This is a genomic window from Bacillus sp. CZDM1 (assembly GCF_055502545.1).
The window spans coordinates 413543-431568 of sequence record NZ_JBUESO010000004.1; the positions used below are offsets into that span (position 1 = coordinate 413543).

Below are 18026 nucleotides of genomic sequence, written 5' to 3' on the forward strand. Positions count from 1 at the left end.
ACACCTTAGATTTATTTCTTATTAAATTTCCTTAAACATCTTTAAAATCCCTTTGCGTGGAACAACACCAAATGCATCCACAAGCTCTTGCAACTGAGCATCGGTAATGGTTTGCTTTTTGCCGCCTTGGGCACAAACAATGGTATAGACTTCAGCAGCTTTTTCAGCTGTTTCAATCAGACCAAAGGTTTCATCTAATGTAGTGCCAGCGCCGAAGATTCCATGATGCGGCCAAAGAACAAGCCGGACATCCTCCATTTTTACTGCTGTTGCTTCACCAATTGCATTTGTTCCAGGAACAATCCACGGAATGATCCCTACACCTTCAGGGAAAACTACAAGACATTCTGTACACATTTCCCATAGGGTTTTTGTGAAATCTTCTTCATTTAAACTATGTGTAAAGGACATGGCAATCAGGTTAGTTGCATGACAGTGCATAATAACTCGATGGTTTTTATCCGCATCTAATCGCTTCATATGATTCATAAAATGTGTTGGTAATTCGCTGGTTGCAACTCCGCCATCCTCAAAGCCCCAAAGGATTTCATAGCTTTTCCCATCCGCTGCAATACGAATCAGACCTAAGTTATTTGCAGGATCTCTTTTTACATTTTTAAAATATTTTCCAGAACCTGTTACGATGAAATAACGGCCAGCAAGTGCTGAAGCATCAAATTTCATAGGGACCGTTCTTTTAACATCATCGACATTCAAATACGGAAGAACTTCATATTCATGTAATAAATAACTGATATTGCCGCCATTTCGTTCATCCCAGCCTAAACGATATAAATTCGAAGTGGTTTCTAACATTTCTTGTAAAAATGGGGCTGTATAAATTACATCTTTTATGATTGTCATACTCATTTCAATTTCTCTCCTCTTATTGGAACCATTTATTTTGGCAAAAGTTTATGTTTAATATTAAATAGTTTTTGTTTTATTCTTTACAATGTAATCATACTCCCGAAACAAACATAAATCAACATAAAAACAAACGATTACTTTTGTTTATTTTTGTTTACTTAACAGAACCGTCACAATTGTATCCGTTTCCCCTTATTTCACTAAGAGTTTTGCAAAAATTTGATAATTATACTTGTATAAACAAATAGAAGCAGACCCACTTGGTCTGCTTCTAAACGATTTTTCTATAATAGATTTATGCGTTTACTTCATTAAATTAATTTGCTATCGTTATCGGAATGCTTCTTTCTTCTAATTGTTTTTTAGTTTGTTCATCTATATTTGAATCAGTGATAATACAGTGAATCTTTGATACAGGAGCTATTTGTGAAAAAGCCCGTGTCCCAAATTTGCTAGAATCAACCATTAGAATAGTTTCATCTGCAATATCCATCATTTGTTTCTTCAAAAGAGCTTGTGACTCATTGAAATCACTTAGCCCCTTTTCTAGATGGACACCCTTACAAGATATAAATGCTTTATTAACGTGATACATTCCCAGCGATCGTTCAGCAAGCGGACCGACATAGGATAGTGATTGTGCCAATAAAGTACCACCTGTCGAAATCACTTTAATTTGTTCTTTTTTGCTTAGCTCAATTGCTACTTTAATGGAATTTGTTAGAACAGTTAACGGAATGTCCTCTAATTCCTTTGCTACATACCAAGCCGTTGTACTTGCATCTAACACAATTTGATCGCCAGCCTCAATGGAGCGAACAGCTTCTGCCGCAATCGCCTTCTTCTCAGCAGCATTGGTAATTTCCCGTTCCAAATAAGAAGTTTCTCCATGTTCCTTTTCAATACAGACTGCACCACCATGGCTGCGCATTAATAGGTTCTCTTTTTCAAGCTTTTCAAGATCTCGACGAATTGTTTCCTCTGTAACAGAAAATATCTTGCTTAGCTCTGTAACACGTATACTCAACTTCTCATTTACTAGCTCAACAATTCTTTTATGCCTTTCTGCAACAAGCATTTATTATTCCCCTTCCGAACGATCACAATGATATTTTGTTTTTGTTGTTTTTTATTTATTTTTTCTTTGTTTATATAATAAATATATCATATTTTTTCAAAAACAAACACATTTTCAAAAAAAAGAAAGACCCAATAAGGGTCTATATTCCCTTATTGAGTCTTTTTATTACTTATCGCTTAGATAAAACTTCATTCTCATAAGCTTTTACTTCTTCTAACCAAGATTCTCTTACTGGTACGCCCATTTTTTCACAGTAGTAATCCCAAACTGCACCAAATGGATAGGTTTTGAATTCTTCCATTAATGCTAGTCTTTCTGTAAAGTTGCCTTCTTCTTGAAGCTGTTTTAAATATTCATTTGGAACTACCATCGCATAAAGCAGCGCTTTAATCATGTTGCGTGTACCAATAGTCCAAGCAGCAACACGGTTGATGCTGGCGTCAAAGAAATCTAGTCCGATGATAACGCGGTCTAAGGCATCGTTACGAACAATTTCAAGTGCGATTTCTTTTAATTCATCATCAAGAATAACAACGTGGTCGCTATCCCAGCGAACTGGTCTTGAAACGTGTAACGCAAGTTTCTCGCTAAATAAAAGCATAGAAGAGATTTTATTTGATACTGTTTCTGTAGGATGGTAGTGCCCAGTATCTAGTAAACACAATTTATCGTTTTTCATTGCATAGTTCAGGTAAAATTCGTGCGAACCAACAACATAAGATTCAGAACCAATTCCAAACACTTTACTTTCTACCGCATCAAGGTTATATTTTTCATCCGTTTCAACTGCAAAGATCTTATCCAATGATTCTTTTAATCTTTTTCTTGGAGTTAGACGATCACTAGGGATATCCTTATAACCATCTGGAATCCAAATGTTTGTTAAAGCTGGTGTACCAAGCTCTCTTCCGAAATATTCACCAATTTTACGACTGCCAATACAGTGATTAATCCAGAATTCACGAATTTCTTCCTTTGGATGGGAAAGTGTTAAACCATCATCCGCTTTAGGATGTGAGAATAATGTTGGATTATAATCCAATCCTAGTCCATTTTCCTTTGCCCACTTTATCCAGTTTTCAAAATGCTTCGGTTCAAGCTGATTTCTTTCAACCACTTCACCATTTGTTTCAGCATAAATAGCATGAAGGTTCACGCGGTGCTTACCAGGGATTAATGATAATGCCTTCTCTAAATCACTTCTTAATTCTTCAGCGTTGGTCGCTTTACCAGGGTAATTCCCTGTTACATCAATCCCGCCTGATAGTTCGTTTTGGTTTACTTCGAATCCAGCAACATCATCGCCCTGCCAGCAATGAATGGAAATCGGTACGGTTTTGAGCTTTTCTACTACTTCATCAACGTCTACTCCCCATTTAGCATATGCTTGTTTCGCAAGTTCAAAATTTTCTTTAATAGTCATGTTTATTCTTCCTTCCTTTAATTAGCTGATTACATGCTGAGCTGGTAGATATTTTTTCACTTCAAATGAATCTTTAATAATCGAACGCGCTTCTTTAATATCATTGATTTCTCCAAGAGCCATTAATTGTGCTGCTATGTTACCAATCGCCGTTGCTTCAACTGGTCCTGCATAGACTTCTTTATTGGTAACATTTGCGACCAGCTGATTAAGCATTTCATTTTGGCAGCCGCCGCCAATAACATTTATCTTTGTAAACTTCTTTTCGAAAATTTCTTCAATTTCTGCAACTGCTTCTTGGTAGCTTACTGCCAAACTATCAAATACACATTTCGCCACTTCCCCAGGCGTGCTAGGAACAGGCTGCCCTGTTTCAATGCAATAGTTCATGATTGCTTCAATCATATTATCCGGCTTTAGGAAACGGTCATCGTTTACATTTACTATCGCCTTATAATCCCCTGCTTCTCTTGCTAAATCCACAAGCTGTGCAAAGGAATATTCATCATTGTATTTTCGCTTCACTTCTTGGATCATCCAAAGACCCATGATATTTTTCAAGAAGCGGTATTGGTAATCGATTCCGCCTTCATTGGTAAAATTGTAATCCAATGCCTTGGTTACACAGATTGGAAAATAGTTTTCCACTCCAATGAGTGACCATGTACCCGAACTGATATAAATCGATTCATCTTCTTCTGGAACCGCAATAACCGCTGAGCCTGTATCATGTGTTGCTGGAAGAATAACTTGAAGGTCAAAACCAAGCTCTGTAACAAGTTCCTTTGAAAGTGTCCCAAGAATCGTTTTTGGAGTTTTGATTTCTTGAAACATTTCTTTATTAATCCCGAGAATATCTAATAGCTGCCCATCCCAGTGTTTCGTGAAGGCATTTACCAGCTGTGTAGAGGTGGCATTGGTGTATTCATTTGCCTTTTTACCAGTAAGTAAATAATTGAAATAATCCGGAATCATCAAAAATGATTTTGCTTTTTGTAGAATCTCAGGATTATTTTTTTTGATAGAAAATAATTGATAGATTGTATTAAACTTTTGAAATTGAATGCCTGTTTCGAGGTAAAGTCTTTCTTTTGAAAAAAGCTCAAAAACCTCTTCCATCATCCCATCTGTTCGGGGGTCACGATAGGCAACTGCTTCGGTTAAAGGCTGATCTTTTTCATCTAATAACAAAAAGTCAACGGCCCATGTATCAATTCCAATGCTGTCTGGCTTTATGCCCATTTCCTTGCACTTTTTTAGTCCATTTTTGATTTCTTGAAAAAGTTTAACCTCTTCCCAGCAAAAGGAATCTCCTTTTTTCACGATTTTGTTTTCAAAGCGATGAATTTCTTCTAGTTTTAAAAGACCATCTTCAAGATAGCCCAATATAAGTCTTCCACTTGATGCACCGATGTCGACGGCTATACAGTATTTTGGCATTAACATCACCTTTCCATTGGAAACGCTTACTGATATCTTTATTTTACTAGAAAAATATGTTTTTCCTATAACGTGATTCGACTAATATATTGTCCTTATTTGCACAAAAAAAGGAGATCTTTCGAATTGAAATAATCTCCTTCCTTCATTTATTCAGTTATGAGTGAAAAAAACTCATTGATTTGCTTCAAATTTTTTGTATTACTAGGGACGCATAATACCTTAATTTCATCCAACTTTAATGGAGTCAAAAAATTAATGTCCGAGGTGCTAATTCCATAAACTTCTTCATTAGAAGTCAATACTTTATTGATTCCCTTAAAATCATTTAGTGCTAACAATGAATTTTGCTGGGATGATATTTCCTCAAACAGTTCTTTATCAACAATCAGCAAATCAATAGATCCTGTAGTAATTTGTGCGGTCATTTTTTGCAGCCCTGCTTGGGAAGCCGGGTCTGGGCTTGATTTATCATAGGATAAAGTTTCGATAAAAACTTCTTCATCTGCTTTGTCAATTACTAACTCATTTGTTAATTGTTCTTGTAATTGAACCACACCTTCTGTATTTACCCCTTGTCCAATAATGGTCATATTTAAGGCAACTTCTTTTTTCTCACCGATACTACTAATAAATGAAATTAATAAGATGATTGCAGCAATTGTCCCAATGATATGAAACTTGTAATAGTCCCAGATATATGCCATTTTTTCTTTTTGACTCATGGGTGCAAGGATTGCTTTGATGTTTTGCTTCAATAGTTGTTTCTCCCTTCCATGACGGATTGTCGCTTTCAAATGATAGTTAAATATAATTTTAGTATAAAAAAACTTATAATACCACTGGCAGCTGCTTCAAAAAAACAGTAATCCAATACAGGGCCCATAGAATACAACACTTTGGGACCTGTTTTCTATTATTTTTTCAAAACTTCAGCGAATTTGATTAGCATTTGCATTTGATTCTCTGTGAAGTCTTTATTCGCTTTTGCTTTAACTTGGTTGATATAAGCATTTAGCTGTCCATCTCTTCCATCCTTATTGCCTATTTCCTCAGAAGCTTTAGCTGCTTCCAGTTTAGCATTTAATGCCTCCAAGATGCTGCTATTGCCCTTTGATTCAGTTAGGAACAACTGTGTAAGTTTTCCAAGGCTATCAAAATCAACATCGACGTTAATCGTAACGGATTTGGTCGATTTATTCCCAGCAATGTCTACTGCCTCTCCATTGAAGGTATGGTTTCCTAATCCAAGCTCATAAGCTGGTACCGAAACATCCTCACAAGTTGAGGAGGCAACTCCCGATAAAGCATCTGCTGCCTGACAAGTAATAGTAACAAGTTGGTCCACATTGAATACTGTTCCATCCTCAACCGAGAAAGTAATTTCTGGAGCAGTTTTATCAATGTTAATCTCAATTATTTTCTTTGGCTCGATGTTACCACTCTGGTCGACACTCCAATATTCAAGAACATGTTTACCACCTTCTGTAATGGTAACTGTACTGCTTTCTTGGTCGGCTGAACCATTTAATGAATAATAGGTTGTTTTAATGCCAGATTGATAGTCATATCCAGTTAAATTTACTGTTACTGTACGATTATACCAGCCTGCATTTTCTGTCCCTATTACCTCATATTCTGTTTCCGGCGCATTCACATCCGGTATTTCCACTACATCAATACTTGGTACCGGTGGCTTTGACATGCCTGTTCCAAGGAAAAAGCTAGTATGCGGCGGCTGGTTATAACCGACGTTTTGCCAGGCAATCGATAATCGATACTGAGGGTCATGCATTAGGGTGTAAATTCGATTATCTGTTTCTTCAGTTGTCATGTACACCCTTAGGGCACTGCTATCATCCGTTCTCCAGATAATCTCTTCTCTCCAGTCACCAAACATATCAGCTTGCAGGACAGGATTTCCTTTTGTTCCGTTATTAGATAGTGTTCCATCAGCAGTTAGGATATTTACTAGCTTACTATTTTCATAATCCCATTTGTCGATCGTTCCTACACCTGTTGCTGTGGCCTCATCCCACTTATGATCAACTAGTTCGCGGGATAAGTCTCCGTCCCACCAAATTGCAAAGTTGCTGGAAGGAATGTTGTCGGAAATTTTTTCACCTTGTGCTGTATGGATTCCGCCTGCCTTACTGTTCCAAGCACCTGAGATTGCCCATGCTTCTGCCCCCTCATACCTCGGATCAACGTCAGCAGACACACCGCGGCCTGTATCCTGGCCTGTTTTCACACCCCATAGGATTTCACCGGTTTGGGCATCGCGCATGTCATATCCATATGGACCGTCTTTATGCTCTTGTACAGCAAATACCTCAAGGCCTGGTCTAGTTGGGTCAAGATCACTCACATGCTGCGCATCTCCATGACCTAAACCAGTTGTATATAAGCCCTTACCATCATCATCTATTACTGCTTGACCGTAAACGATTTCATCTTTACCGTCCTTATCGACATCAGCTACACTTACGTTATGATATCCCTGACCTGCATAGTCTCGATGCTCTTCATCATTTGAATCGAAAACCCACTGTTTTGTTAGTTTTCCATCTTTAAAATTGTAAGCAGCAAGCACACTTCTTGTATAATATCCACGTGCCATAACAATGCTGGGAGTCTCGCCATCTAAATAAGCTACGGCTGCAAGGAAACGATCCACACGATTTCCATAGGTATCACCCCAGGCACCTACGTCACCACGAGCTGGTTCATAATCCGTAGTATCTAGTGCTTTTCCAGTCTCTCCATCAAATACCGTCAAGTACTCTGCACCCTGCAGAACATAACCTGTACTGTTACGATGGTCAGCATCTGCTCGGCCGATTACAGTTCCCAGTCCGTCTTTCGTTCCATCTGCCGTTTTGAAAACAATCTCAGATCTGCCATCCCCATCAAAATCATAAACGAGGAATGGTGAGTAGTGGGCACCTGCACGGATATTTTTACCTAAATCAATGCGCCACTTTAAGGTACCATCCATTTCATAGGCATCTACATATACATTTCCTGTATAGCCTGCTTGCGAGTTATCCTTTGAATTGGTTGGATCCCACTTTAACACCATTTCATATTCTCCATCAGCATCTAAGTCACCGATACTTGCATCATTTGCCCGGTATGAATATGGATCGCCAAGTGGTGTCACCCCGTCCGCTGGTTTTTGAAGAGGAATATCCAAATAATTTTGATTCAATACCTTCGTTGTATCCTTCGATTTTCTTTCTTTACCATCCATAACTGCACGAACTTCATAGGTTGATTCAGCTTTTCCATCTTTATCAACATAATTAGTGCTAGTTGTAATTGGTTCAGAATTAATCTTGTCACCATCACGGTAAACGTTAAAGCTAATACTTTCAGAATCTGTTCCGAGCATTCTCCAGCTGACAAAAACACCTTCTTCTGTTTTCATCGCAACTGGAGCACGCTTTAAGTCTTCCATTTGTCTTTTCAATTTCGTTACTGCAGGAGTCTCTAGGACTTCAGAGAGTTCGGAAGTACCACCTGCATTAACGGCAGCAACCTTATAAAAGTAAGGAATCGTTGTTAATACGGTCTCGTCTTTATAAGAATTTGTTTTGGTTTTACCGATAAATTCGTATGTTCCATTCACCTTCTTCGTACGGTACACATTATAGGTAATAGCACCCTCTACCTGATCCCAGCTAATCGTAAGGTCATTTTTATTTATATCACCAACCTGTAGGTTATCTGGTGCACTAGGAACTGGCTGTGATGGATCAATCATTACCACTTTTAGCGGAAGCGAGGGATCTGTTTCAACATCAGCATTATCTATGGTTGTAGCAACATACTCATATTCCATTCCTACATCCACAGTTTTATCAGTAAAGGATGTTGTAGTGGAGCTGCCGACCACTGTAAAGTCACTAGTCCCGACCACTTTCCGGTAAATATTATATTTTACTGCATCCTCAACCGCTTTCCATGATAAAGTGACAAATGGATTTTCAGCATCTAATGATGTCTCATCCACTTTAAGTTCGGACGGAGCGATTAAAATTGGGGTGATTTCTACACCGTTAACAATTCCTGTTGAACCACCGAAACTAAAATTCATTTGACCATCTTTAACAGAAACTTGAGAAACAACTTTGGTTGTAAAGTTATTTCTAGAGGCAGAAATTTGCCCATAATCCTGACCTTCTACTGCCAAAGTAGTTCTTGCACTTCCAGTCATATCTCCAACATAGACTTTTAGCGCATAAAGACCGTTTGGCACATCAACCTTAAATTTCCATCCGACGTTAAAATAACCCAGCCAGTCACGAATAACGTCTCCACCTGTACTGCGGTCTCGGCCAATCATACCAGTTGAATCAACAATTCCATAACCTCGTTCAGCAGTATATATGGTAGAGAGATTGACTCCTGTGTAACCTTCGGCAATTGGACTCCCGGCTAAACCGAAGTCAAATTTTAGGGTTGCTTTCTTCGTTGTAAACTGTATTGCATCCGAATATTCGGATTCACCCTTTCCATTTACAGCAGAAACAACAACATCGTAGGTTAGACCTTCTTCCATCCCCGTTACATTCAGTCTAGGGAGGGTGGAGGTACCAATTAATTTATAATCACTATCTGTTGAAAGCTTTCGATATACCTTGTAGATATCTGCTCCGTCTACCTCTTTCCATGTAATAAGGGCACCCGCATTACTTACATTGCTTACAGTCACATTGACTGGTTTAGCAGGTAAATTGGACGGTGGGTCTATACCCGTAACATACTGTGAAAGTGGAATATTCAGATTTTTTATTTCATCTGAAACCAACCTTGCAAGCTGAATGGCCCCATATTCTTGAAAATGAGTATTATCTTGGGATCCATTAGGGAATGCACCATAAACACCTGGGTCTGTATGTAAAAATACTGAAAGGCTACCTTCAGGCCCAATGGTATCGTAATAAGCAACACTGCGTGCACTTAAATCGACAACTTCGACATCCATTTCTGCTGCTACTTCCTTCATGCCCTGAACATACTCTGGGAAGCTGACATTAAACTTTCCAGTAGTTGGATTAAAATCACGTCTGCCAACCGGGGTTACCAGAATTGGAATCGCTCCACGTTGACGTGCACCATTAATATAGGTTTTTAAGTAATTTTTGTAATCTGGTACAGATGCATAACGTTCAGGAACACTGATCGTTGCATCATTATGACCAAACTGAATTAAAAAGAAGTCATTTGGTTTGATTTCTCTTAGGATGTTATCCAAACGTCCTTCATTAATAAACGTCTTTGTACTTCTCCCGCCAATAGCATGGTTTTTAAAAAGTACATCTGAGCTGAAAAAACGAGGAATCATTTGACCCCATCCGGCTTCAGGTCTCCAATATTCATCATAGGTCTGGACCGTTGAATCCCCTGCAATATAAACCGTTTGCAGTTCTCCAGCTGTTCTATCTGGAAGTTTCTCAATGGTAATACCGTTTACTTTTGAAGCAGCACCGGTAAATTCAAAATTTAATTGTTCATCAATTAGTGAAATCTCAAACTCACGTTCAATATAATTACCTTTTAATATCGGGGCATTTAAAACCTTTTGAATATTTTCAACCTTAATGCCCACTTCGGTTGCTTCTGCCTCGTCACCTGCTAAGACAGTTACCGAGTAATCGCCATTTGGCAGATCCACTTTAAAGGAGGTCTCAGTTGTCGAAATAAAATCTGATTTCAAGGGGTCTGATGTTGCACGCTCTGTTGAGGTTACCTTGGAGATATCAGCGAAACCGTAGCCTGTTTCTGCCGAATAAGCTGTGTCTGAAGAAACTTTAGTATAGCCGTCCATTACTGGACTTGTGGGTGTTCCAAAGTCAAACTTTTTTAATAGTGATGGTTCTGCCTCCTCTGCTTGAATTGGCACTCCAGGTAAAGAGGTTAAAATTAACAATAGACTTAGAATAACTGCAAAAAACTTGCTCTGTTTTTTTCTTTTGATCCTCAAAAAAACTTCCTCCCCGCTAACTCTTTTTTTCAATTGGCTGTGTTAAAGCTGAATGTTGATTTTACTGTGTTTGGAAAATAAGCGGAGAAGTTCCGTTTAAATTGGGAAATTCCCATATTTCCTTCATAATAAGCGGAGTTTTTCCGCTTAAGGTATCCAAAATCATTAGATTTTGTCTTATTTAAAGCAGTTAACCGGAATATTTCCGCTTATATCGGCTTCTTAAGGTTCCTTTTCTACATTAGCCGGAAATTCTCCGCTTATGAATGATCAACCCTACACGAAAATCAACAATGAATCATAACACAGCCTTTCAATTAAATACTCATTTGGTTTACTCCTAAAAATCATCTCCTCTTCCACTACTTTGGTAACGTTTTCAATTGTATAATAGCTCCATTTTCTACCTTTTAGTTAGATAGAAATCAGTCAATAATGTTTAAAATTCAGTGCTTGGCAAAAAATGTGTATTTTTACCTACTACTTATTGAGTGTTTGAAAATCATAACAGGTATAGAAAAGACTCTCTACCTGTTGATAGAGAGTCTTGATTTTGGATTATATTATCTAGTAAACGCGGCTGGTACACCGCCGTCTACGGTTAACATACAACCTGTTGTTTTTTCAGATTTTGAAGAAGCAAAGAATGCAATCGATTCAGCAATATCTGATGGATAAATATTGACTAGTAATGTCGTGCGCTTACGGTAGTGTTCTTCTAATTGGTCCGGGTGGATTCCGTATGCTGCCGCACGTTCTTCACGCCAGTTTGACCCCCAAATGGCAGAACCTTGAAGAACCGCATCTGGAAGAACAGAGTTTACACGAATTCCGAATTCTCCGCCTTCTGCAGCAATACATCTTGCTAAGTGTGTTTCCATTGCTTTTACAGAGCTATAGGCTGCGGCATTCTTACCAGCATAAACAGAGTTTTTCGAACCGATAAATACCATGTTACCGCCTATTCCCTGCTGCTTCATTTGCTTAAAGGCTTCACGGGCTACTAAGAAATAACCTGTTCCTAACACATTCATGTTTAAGTTCCACTCTTTTAGAGAAGTTTCGTCGAATGGACTAGAGGTAGCAAGACCTGCATTGTTAACGATAATGTCTACACCGCCAAAAGTAAGAGCTGTTTGATCGAAAGCAGCTTGTACTTGCTCTTCGCTAGTAACATCCATCTTAACAGCAAGGGCACGATTAGGACCGTATTGCTCATTAATTTCTGCTGCTACTTTTTCTGCACCTTCAAGATTTAAATCTGCCAACACAACATGTGCGCCTTCAGATACGATACGTCGAGCTGTTGCACTGCCTATACCGCCTGCACCACCAGTGATAAAAGCTACTTTTCTAGAAAATTCTGCTTCAGCTGGTGCCAGAGTTAATTTATATAATTCTAATGGCCAGTATTCCACATTATAAGATTCGTTTTCACTTAAAGAAACAAAGTTTCCTAGAGTTGTAGAACCTTTCATAACCGCAATCGCACGGTGGTATAAAGCACCACTTACTCTTGAATTATTTACATCCTTACCTGAATTCACCATACCTACTCCAGGAATTAGGATAACACGGGGAGCTGGTTCAAACATTTTGTCGCCTTCATTTTTGTTACGGTCAAAGTAAGCCTTATATCCTTCTTTGAAGCTCGCAATGCCTTTTTTTACACTAGCAATTAATGCCTCAACATCTTTTGTTTGTGGATCCCAATTTATATATAATGGAACCATTTTTGTATGAACTAAGTGGTCTGGGCATGCTGCTCCAATTTGCGATAGCTCAGGTGCTGCATAGCTATTTACAAATTGCAGGACATCTTCTCCACGGTCAAAGGTTAAAAGCATTTTCTTTTCTTCACTTACAGCACCACGGATAATTGGCATTACTTTTGCTAGAATGCTAGCAGCTTCTACATCTGAAAGAGATAGATATTTCTGTCCGCCAAAAGCAGTTTCTTCGTTTACTCTGTCATTAATATATTGTTCTGCTTCATTGATAATTTGAATTGTTTTTGCATATGACTCTTCTGAGGTTTCTCCCCAGGTTACAAGTCCGTGTTTTTCCATTAATACTAATTCTGCATTTGGATTGTTTCTAACGCCTTCTGCAATCATTTTGGAAAGGGTGAAGCCAGGGCGTACATATGGTACCCAAACAAAACGGTTTCCAAAAATCTCTTCAGCAAGCTGTTTACCGTTATCCGCACAGCAAAGGCTGATAATTGCATCAGGATGCGTGTGGTCAACATGCTTAAATGGTAAGAACGCATGTAATAAGGTTTCGATAGAAGCTCTTGGGTGCTTGCTGTCAATCATACAATGCGTAAGGTAAGCAACCATATCTTCATCTGTCATTTCTTCACGTTCAAATAATGGGCGAATATCTTCTAAATTTAGTCCTGTAAAGTTGTGAGCTTTCATTGTTGCTAAATCCGATCCACTTCCCTTTACCCACATAACCTCAATATCACGTCCACGGAAATCTTTTTCCGTTGTTTTCATAGAAGTGTTGCCGCCACCCCAGTTACATACGGCACGATCTGAACCAATCAAGTTGGAACGATACACTAATTCTTCTACCCCTTTAGATACTTGTGCAGCCTTTTCACTATCCCAATAATTTTTTACCATCCGAAATCCCCCGTTTGTATGTTTGTTAACTTCTGTAACTTATTATAATACACTTTTGTTTATTTTTGAATACTTAAATTAATATTTGTTTATATTTGTTTTCGATTTGATTATTTTTAATTACAAAAAAAGGGTATGATTCCTTATGAGGAACCACACCCTTTTTGTTACTTCGTAATTCTTACTCCTTGTTCTTCAATGACAACTCTTTCGTTTTCAGCCAAGTTAGTGAATATCACTGGTGTAATAATCGAAGGTACTTTGTCTTTAATGGTTTGAAAGTCAGCTTCAAGCAGCTTTTGACCCTTTTGGACACTTTGACCATCACTTACAAACGCTGTAAAACCTTCACCATTTAGAGAAACTGTCTCAAGACCAACATGAATTAATATTTCCCTGCCATCAGTTGACTTTACACTAACCGCATGTTTTGTCGGAAATACACTGATGACTTCTCCATCAACAGGAGAAACAACTGTACCATTTATAGGATTTATAGCAAAACCATCACCAATCATTTTTTGAGAAAACACAGGATCTGGAACAACATCTAGAGGAACGATTTCCCCTTCTAATGGCTGCAAAATCGTATTATCACTTTCAACCTTTTTACTTTTAAATAAATTTTTAAACATATATAAGACCGCCTTTTATTGAATTAAATGGATAACTTTTTAGGCAATGAAACCATTTTATCACTATATTATTTTCTCCTATTGTTCTAACTTTATCAAAACAAAAGCATTTTCAACTTTTAAAAAAATAAAAACTCCGCTAAGTGTGCGAAGTTAGGGTCGGATTATTCCATTTTACTAAAAGCCGTACTAAGATTTTTCAATGTATATAATCTAGCAGTTAAGATAAACAATTCATGATAGTTGTTTTTCACATATTCATCAATAACAGTAATTCCTTGCTGCAATCTATCAACTAAATAAAACGTATACTTCCCATCCCAGTCAAACTGATTTATTCTAATAAGTTCATCTGCTAATATTTGAAACTTAAAATCTTCAATCCAAAGATTAACCTGATACAATTTATCTGAATTAATTCGAAAGCTGTTTTTATTTTTTTGACGATGGATAAATTCTATAAACTCTTTTATATTTTCCGCCAAATTTATAGCTTTTTGCCTTTCGAAGTACATACACCCATCTCCTCCATGTCTAATTTCTCTAAGAAAAGTTTATGTAATAGGTGGGTGTTATGCTACAAAGCGAAATTAACCTCGCACCTGCTTTAACATTGTCCAACAAAACCTCAAATTTCCCCTTGAGAGACGATTTTCGCGCCTGAGAGCTCATTTTGATTAATGAAAAGGTGGTATTTTGCCTCATGCTCACTAATTAGGTCATATACACATTATTTCCCTTTTTTCCCTTGAAATCAATTACTCACATGTTAGTATTAGGTCATTGAAAAAAACAAGAACAACAATACGAACAATATGGGAGAGATTGCATGTTAGGAAAAAAGAAAATTGCGTTTATTGGAGCTGGATCGATGGCAGAAGCGATGATTTCAGGGATCGTACATTCTAAGAAAGTTCCACCCAAAAATATCATTGTAACCAATCGGAGCAACAACCACCGATTAAAAGAATTACAGAAGAAATACGGAATCACTGGGATAAAACGAGATAACCTAGATCTAAATAATATTGATATCATCGTCCTCGCTATGAAACCAAAAGATGCAGAAACCTCATTAAAATCAATGTTTGACACCATAAAACCAAATCACTTAATCCTGTCTGTTTTAGCTGGTATAACCACCTCATTTATCGAAAAGAATGTTCCGTTTGAGCAACAAGTAATACGGGTTATGCCAAATACATCTAGCATGATTGGGGAATCGGCTACAGCAATCTCCGCCGGAAAACACACCTCAAATCAAAACATTTCAATCACAGAAGAGCTGTTGCAATGTATTGGTGAAGTCTACGTTATACCAGAAGAAAAAATGGATCTCTTTACAGGGATTGCTGGAAGTGGACCCGCCTATTTTTATTACTTAATGGAGCACATGGAAAAAGAAGCAAAACTAGGCGGCCTTAATTCACAGATTATTCGGCAAATTATCGCCCAAACAGTTGTTGGCGCTGCAAAAATGATACAAGAACATGGTACGTCCCCTAAGATACTTAGAGAGAATGTAACATCTCCTAATGGAACAACAGCAGCAGGTTTAGAGGCACTTAAGGGGAATGGCGGTGGAAAAGCAATCGCGGAGGCAATAAAACATGCCGCCTATCGCTCCAAAGAAATTAGCTTACAGCTGGAAGAATCAACGTTAGGCACAGGAGTGATTGGATGATCATGAACGCAAAGTCACTTAGGATAGTAATTAAAATTGGCAGCAGTTCGTTAACAAGCCGTCATGGTGAAATTAGCCGGAGGAAAATTGAAAAGCTTACGAATGAAATTGTCTATTTAAAGGACCATGGATATGAAGTGGTATTAGTCTCATCAGGTGCAGTTGCTGCTGGTTACCGAAGATTAGGCTGTCTAGAACGCCCAAATACATTACCAGAAAAACAAGCTGCTGCCTCCATTGGCCAAGGATTATTGATGGAATCCTACTCTGAACTTTTTTTATCCCACGGTTATGTTGCCGCCCAAATATTAATTACCAAAAGTGATTTCTTAGACGAAGATCGTTATAAAAATGTCAGAAACACCTTAAACGTATTATTAGAAAGAGGTATGGTTCCCATCGTCAATGAGAATGACACCGTTACAAATGATCGCATAAATTTCGGTGACAATGACACACTCTCAGCCAAGGTAGCTGGATTAATAGATGCGGATCAATTAGTTATTTTGTCTGATATAGATGGGTTATTTAGTGAAGACCCCTCAAAAAGCATCAATGCTAAATTGCTGGAGTATGTAACTGAAATTACTCCCGAAATCGAAGCTGCTGCGGTTGGTTCCGGGACTATGATTGGAACAGGCGGAATGAAATCCAAAATTGAGGCAGTAAAGATAGCCATGGCCTCAGGAATTACTACCTTTCTCGGAAATGCTGCCCGCAAAAATGTAGTCATCGATGGAGTATCAGGTAAAGCGAAAGGAACTTATTTTAAAAGCGAAAAACCATCAGCTTATCTAAACCATAAGGAAAAATGGATAGCCTTTAACTCAGTACCTTAGGAAAAAAATAGAAGTTAATATAGAGCCGCAAAAATAGAGGAGGATTTGATGCATATATTAAATGAAAAATTAACGGTGGAAGCTCAGGCGATACAGGCAAAAAAAGCAGGAAAAGTGTTAAGTATTCTTTCAACAGAAGATAAAAACCAGGCATTATATACATTAGCTGAAAGATTGGAAACGGAGTTTGAACTCATCTTACGTGCAAATGAGAAGGACTTAGAGGCAGGACGTGAAAAAGGTTTTAGCGAAGCCTATATGGACCGTTTGGCATTATCAAAAAAGAGAATCTTTGATTTTTCATATGGTCTCAGACAGGTTGCAGCGCTTGATGATCCAACCGGAAAGATAATATTAAATCAAAAATTGGATAATGGACTTAGTGTTTCCAAGGTATCGGTCCCATTAGGTGTAATTGGAATGATTTATGAGGCCAGGCCCAATGTAACCGTAGATGCCACTGGCCTCGCTCTAAAATCCGGTAACGCTATTATTCTTAAAGGCGGTTCATCTGCAATCAACTCAAATAAAGCAATTGTTGATGTCATGCAACGCGCCCTTTATCATACAAAAGTTCCGAAAGAAGCCGTTCAATTTATTGATAGTACTGAGCGTGAAATTTCACAGCAGTTGTTTACGATGAGAGAACATATCGATGTTTTAATTCCTCGGGGCGGCGGATCCCTTATTAAAGAAGTGGTAACCAATGCAAGTGTACCAGTCCTAGAAACAGGTGTTGGGAATTGCCATCTTTACATTGATTCTGAAGCAGATGCTGAAATGGCATTAAGTGTTCTTGTTAATGCTAAAACAGATCGTCCTGCAGTTTGCAATGCCATTGAAACGGTAATCGTTCATCGGGAATGGCTAAAAAAACATAAAGAAGACCTCATCAACACATTATCTTCACAAACTATCACTGTGCATGGAGATGAAGAAACGCTATCTGAAATTCCAAACGCTGCACTGGCAAATGAAGATGATTGGCAAAATGAATACTTAAGCTTACACATTGCGATGAAAGTTGTTCAACATGTCGACGAAGCAATCGAACATATTGAACGATATGGAACAAAGCATTCAGAATCCATTATCACGGATAACAGTGAAACAGCTAAATATTTTCTACAGCATGTAGACGCAGCAGCCCTTTATCATAACGCTTCTACTAGATTTACCGATGGTGCTGCTTTAGGTTTCGGAGCGGAGATTGGAATTTCCACCCAAAAACTTCACGCTCGCGGTCCCATGGGATTAGAAGCTTTAACAACCGTAAAATATGTTATGAGTGGAAATGGGCAAATACGGTAAATATATAATAGTAGATTCTTAATTAATAATATTTATAGAAAATAATCTGAAAGGTGGTGTTTACATGGAACATGTTCTTACAGATGCAACTTGGGCATGGCTTATGGTCCCAATGCTATCA

At 38.1% G+C, this 18026-nt stretch carries 11 protein-coding genes and 1 pseudogene; 3 read left to right on the plus strand and 9 right to left on the minus strand.

Annotated features, from left to right (window positions below):
• Positions 1 to 21: 21 nt before the first annotated feature.
• From rhaD to ACY3XC_RS12315, 9 genes are all read right to left on the minus strand, one after another.
• On the minus strand, positions 22 to 864 hold the full coding sequence (gene rhaD, locus ACY3XC_RS12275) for a rhamnulose-1-phosphate aldolase (RefSeq protein WP_464868873.1): 843 nt from the start codon (positions 862 to 864) through the stop codon (positions 22 to 24).
• Between the two features lie 322 nt (positions 865 to 1186).
• Positions 1187 to 1948: a DeoR/GlpR family DNA-binding transcription regulator gene (locus ACY3XC_RS12280; RefSeq protein WP_464868784.1), complete on the minus strand. Its 762-nt coding sequence runs from the start codon at positions 1946 to 1948 to the stop codon at positions 1187 to 1189.
• A gap of 172 nt (positions 1949 to 2120) precedes the next feature.
• Positions 2121 to 3374, minus strand: coding sequence for an L-rhamnose isomerase (rhaA, locus tag ACY3XC_RS12285; RefSeq protein WP_464868785.1), 1254 nt, complete (start codon positions 3372 to 3374; stop codon positions 2121 to 2123).
• Positions 3375 to 3395: 21 nt separating this feature from the next.
• On the minus strand, positions 3396 to 4814 hold the full coding sequence (rhaB, locus tag ACY3XC_RS12290; protein WP_464868786.1) for a rhamnulokinase: 1419 nt from the start codon (positions 4812 to 4814) through the stop codon (positions 3396 to 3398).
• 149 nt (positions 4815 to 4963) lie between these two features.
• Positions 4964 to 5572 carry a hypothetical protein gene (locus tag ACY3XC_RS12295; protein ID WP_464868787.1) on the minus strand — a complete coding sequence of 203 codons (609 nt, stop codon included), beginning with the start codon at positions 5570 to 5572 and terminating at the stop codon, positions 4964 to 4966.
• A gap of 158 nt (positions 5573 to 5730) precedes the next feature.
• Positions 5731 to 10803: a rhamnogalacturonan lyase family protein gene (locus ACY3XC_RS12300; protein ID WP_464868788.1), complete on the minus strand. Its 5073-nt coding sequence runs from the start codon at positions 10801 to 10803 to the stop codon at positions 5731 to 5733.
• 563 nt (positions 10804 to 11366) lie between these two features.
• Positions 11367 to 13436, minus strand: coding sequence for a bifunctional aldolase/short-chain dehydrogenase (locus ACY3XC_RS12305; protein ID WP_464868789.1), 2070 nt, complete (start codon positions 13434 to 13436; stop codon positions 11367 to 11369).
• A gap of 167 nt (positions 13437 to 13603) precedes the next feature.
• Positions 13604 to 14071, minus strand: coding sequence for a PTS sugar transporter subunit IIA (locus ACY3XC_RS12310; protein WP_464868790.1), 468 nt, complete (start codon positions 14069 to 14071; stop codon positions 13604 to 13606).
• A 164-nt stretch (positions 14072 to 14235) separates the two neighbouring features.
• Positions 14236 to 14586 carry a hypothetical protein gene (locus ACY3XC_RS12315; protein ID WP_464868791.1) on the minus strand — a complete coding sequence of 117 codons (351 nt, stop codon included), beginning with the start codon at positions 14584 to 14586 and terminating at the stop codon, positions 14236 to 14238.
• A gap of 314 nt (positions 14587 to 14900) precedes the next feature.
• Here ACY3XC_RS12315 and proC point away from each other — a divergent pair, with 314 nt between their 5' ends.
• The 3 genes and pseudogenes from proC (at position 14901) to ACY3XC_RS12330 (ending at position 17905) form a co-directional block, all read left to right on the plus strand.
• Complete coding sequence (gene proC, locus ACY3XC_RS12320; RefSeq protein ID WP_464868792.1) at positions 14901 to 15755, plus strand: pyrroline-5-carboxylate reductase; 855 nt, start codon at positions 14901 to 14903, stop codon at positions 15753 to 15755.
• 2 nt (positions 15756 to 15757) lie between these two features.
• Positions 15758 to 16591 (plus strand): annotated as a pseudogene (gene proB / locus ACY3XC_RS12325) (glutamate 5-kinase); the annotation flags it as partial.
• Positions 16592 to 16642: 51 nt separating this feature from the next.
• Positions 16643 to 17905, plus strand: a complete 1263-nt coding sequence (locus ACY3XC_RS12330) for a glutamate-5-semialdehyde dehydrogenase (RefSeq protein WP_464868793.1) — start codon at positions 16643 to 16645, stop codon at positions 17903 to 17905.
• The last annotated feature ends 121 nt before the right edge of the window (positions 17906 to 18026 follow it).

Coding starts and splice junctions, on each gene's coding strand:
- rhaD (WP_464868873.1), bottom strand. CDS start 864: ATGACAATCATAAAAGATGTAATTTATACAGCCCCATTTTTACAAGAA.
- ACY3XC_RS12280 (WP_464868784.1), bottom strand. CDS start 1,948: ATGCTTGTTGCAGAAAGGCATAAAAGAATTGTTGAGCTAGTAAATGAG.
- rhaA (WP_464868785.1), bottom strand. CDS start 3,374: ATGACTATTAAAGAAAATTTTGAACTTGCGAAACAAGCATATGCTAAA.
- rhaB (WP_464868786.1), bottom strand. CDS start 4,814: ATGCCAAAATACTGTATAGCCGTCGACATCGGTGCATCAAGTGGAAGA.
- ACY3XC_RS12305 (WP_464868789.1), bottom strand. CDS start 13,436: ATGGTAAAAAATTATTGGGATAGTGAAAAGGCTGCACAAGTATCTAAA.
- ACY3XC_RS12310 (WP_464868790.1), bottom strand. CDS start 14,071: ATGTTTAAAAATTTATTTAAAAGTAAAAAGGTTGAAAGTGATAATACG.
- ACY3XC_RS12315 (WP_464868791.1), bottom strand. CDS start 14,586: ATGTACTTCGAAAGGCAAAAAGCTATAAATTTGGCGGAAAATATAAAA.
- proC (WP_464868792.1), top strand. CDS start 14,901: ATGTTAGGAAAAAAGAAAATTGCGTTTATTGGAGCTGGATCGATGGCA.
- ACY3XC_RS12330 (WP_464868793.1), top strand. CDS start 16,643: ATGCATATATTAAATGAAAAATTAACGGTGGAAGCTCAGGCGATACAG.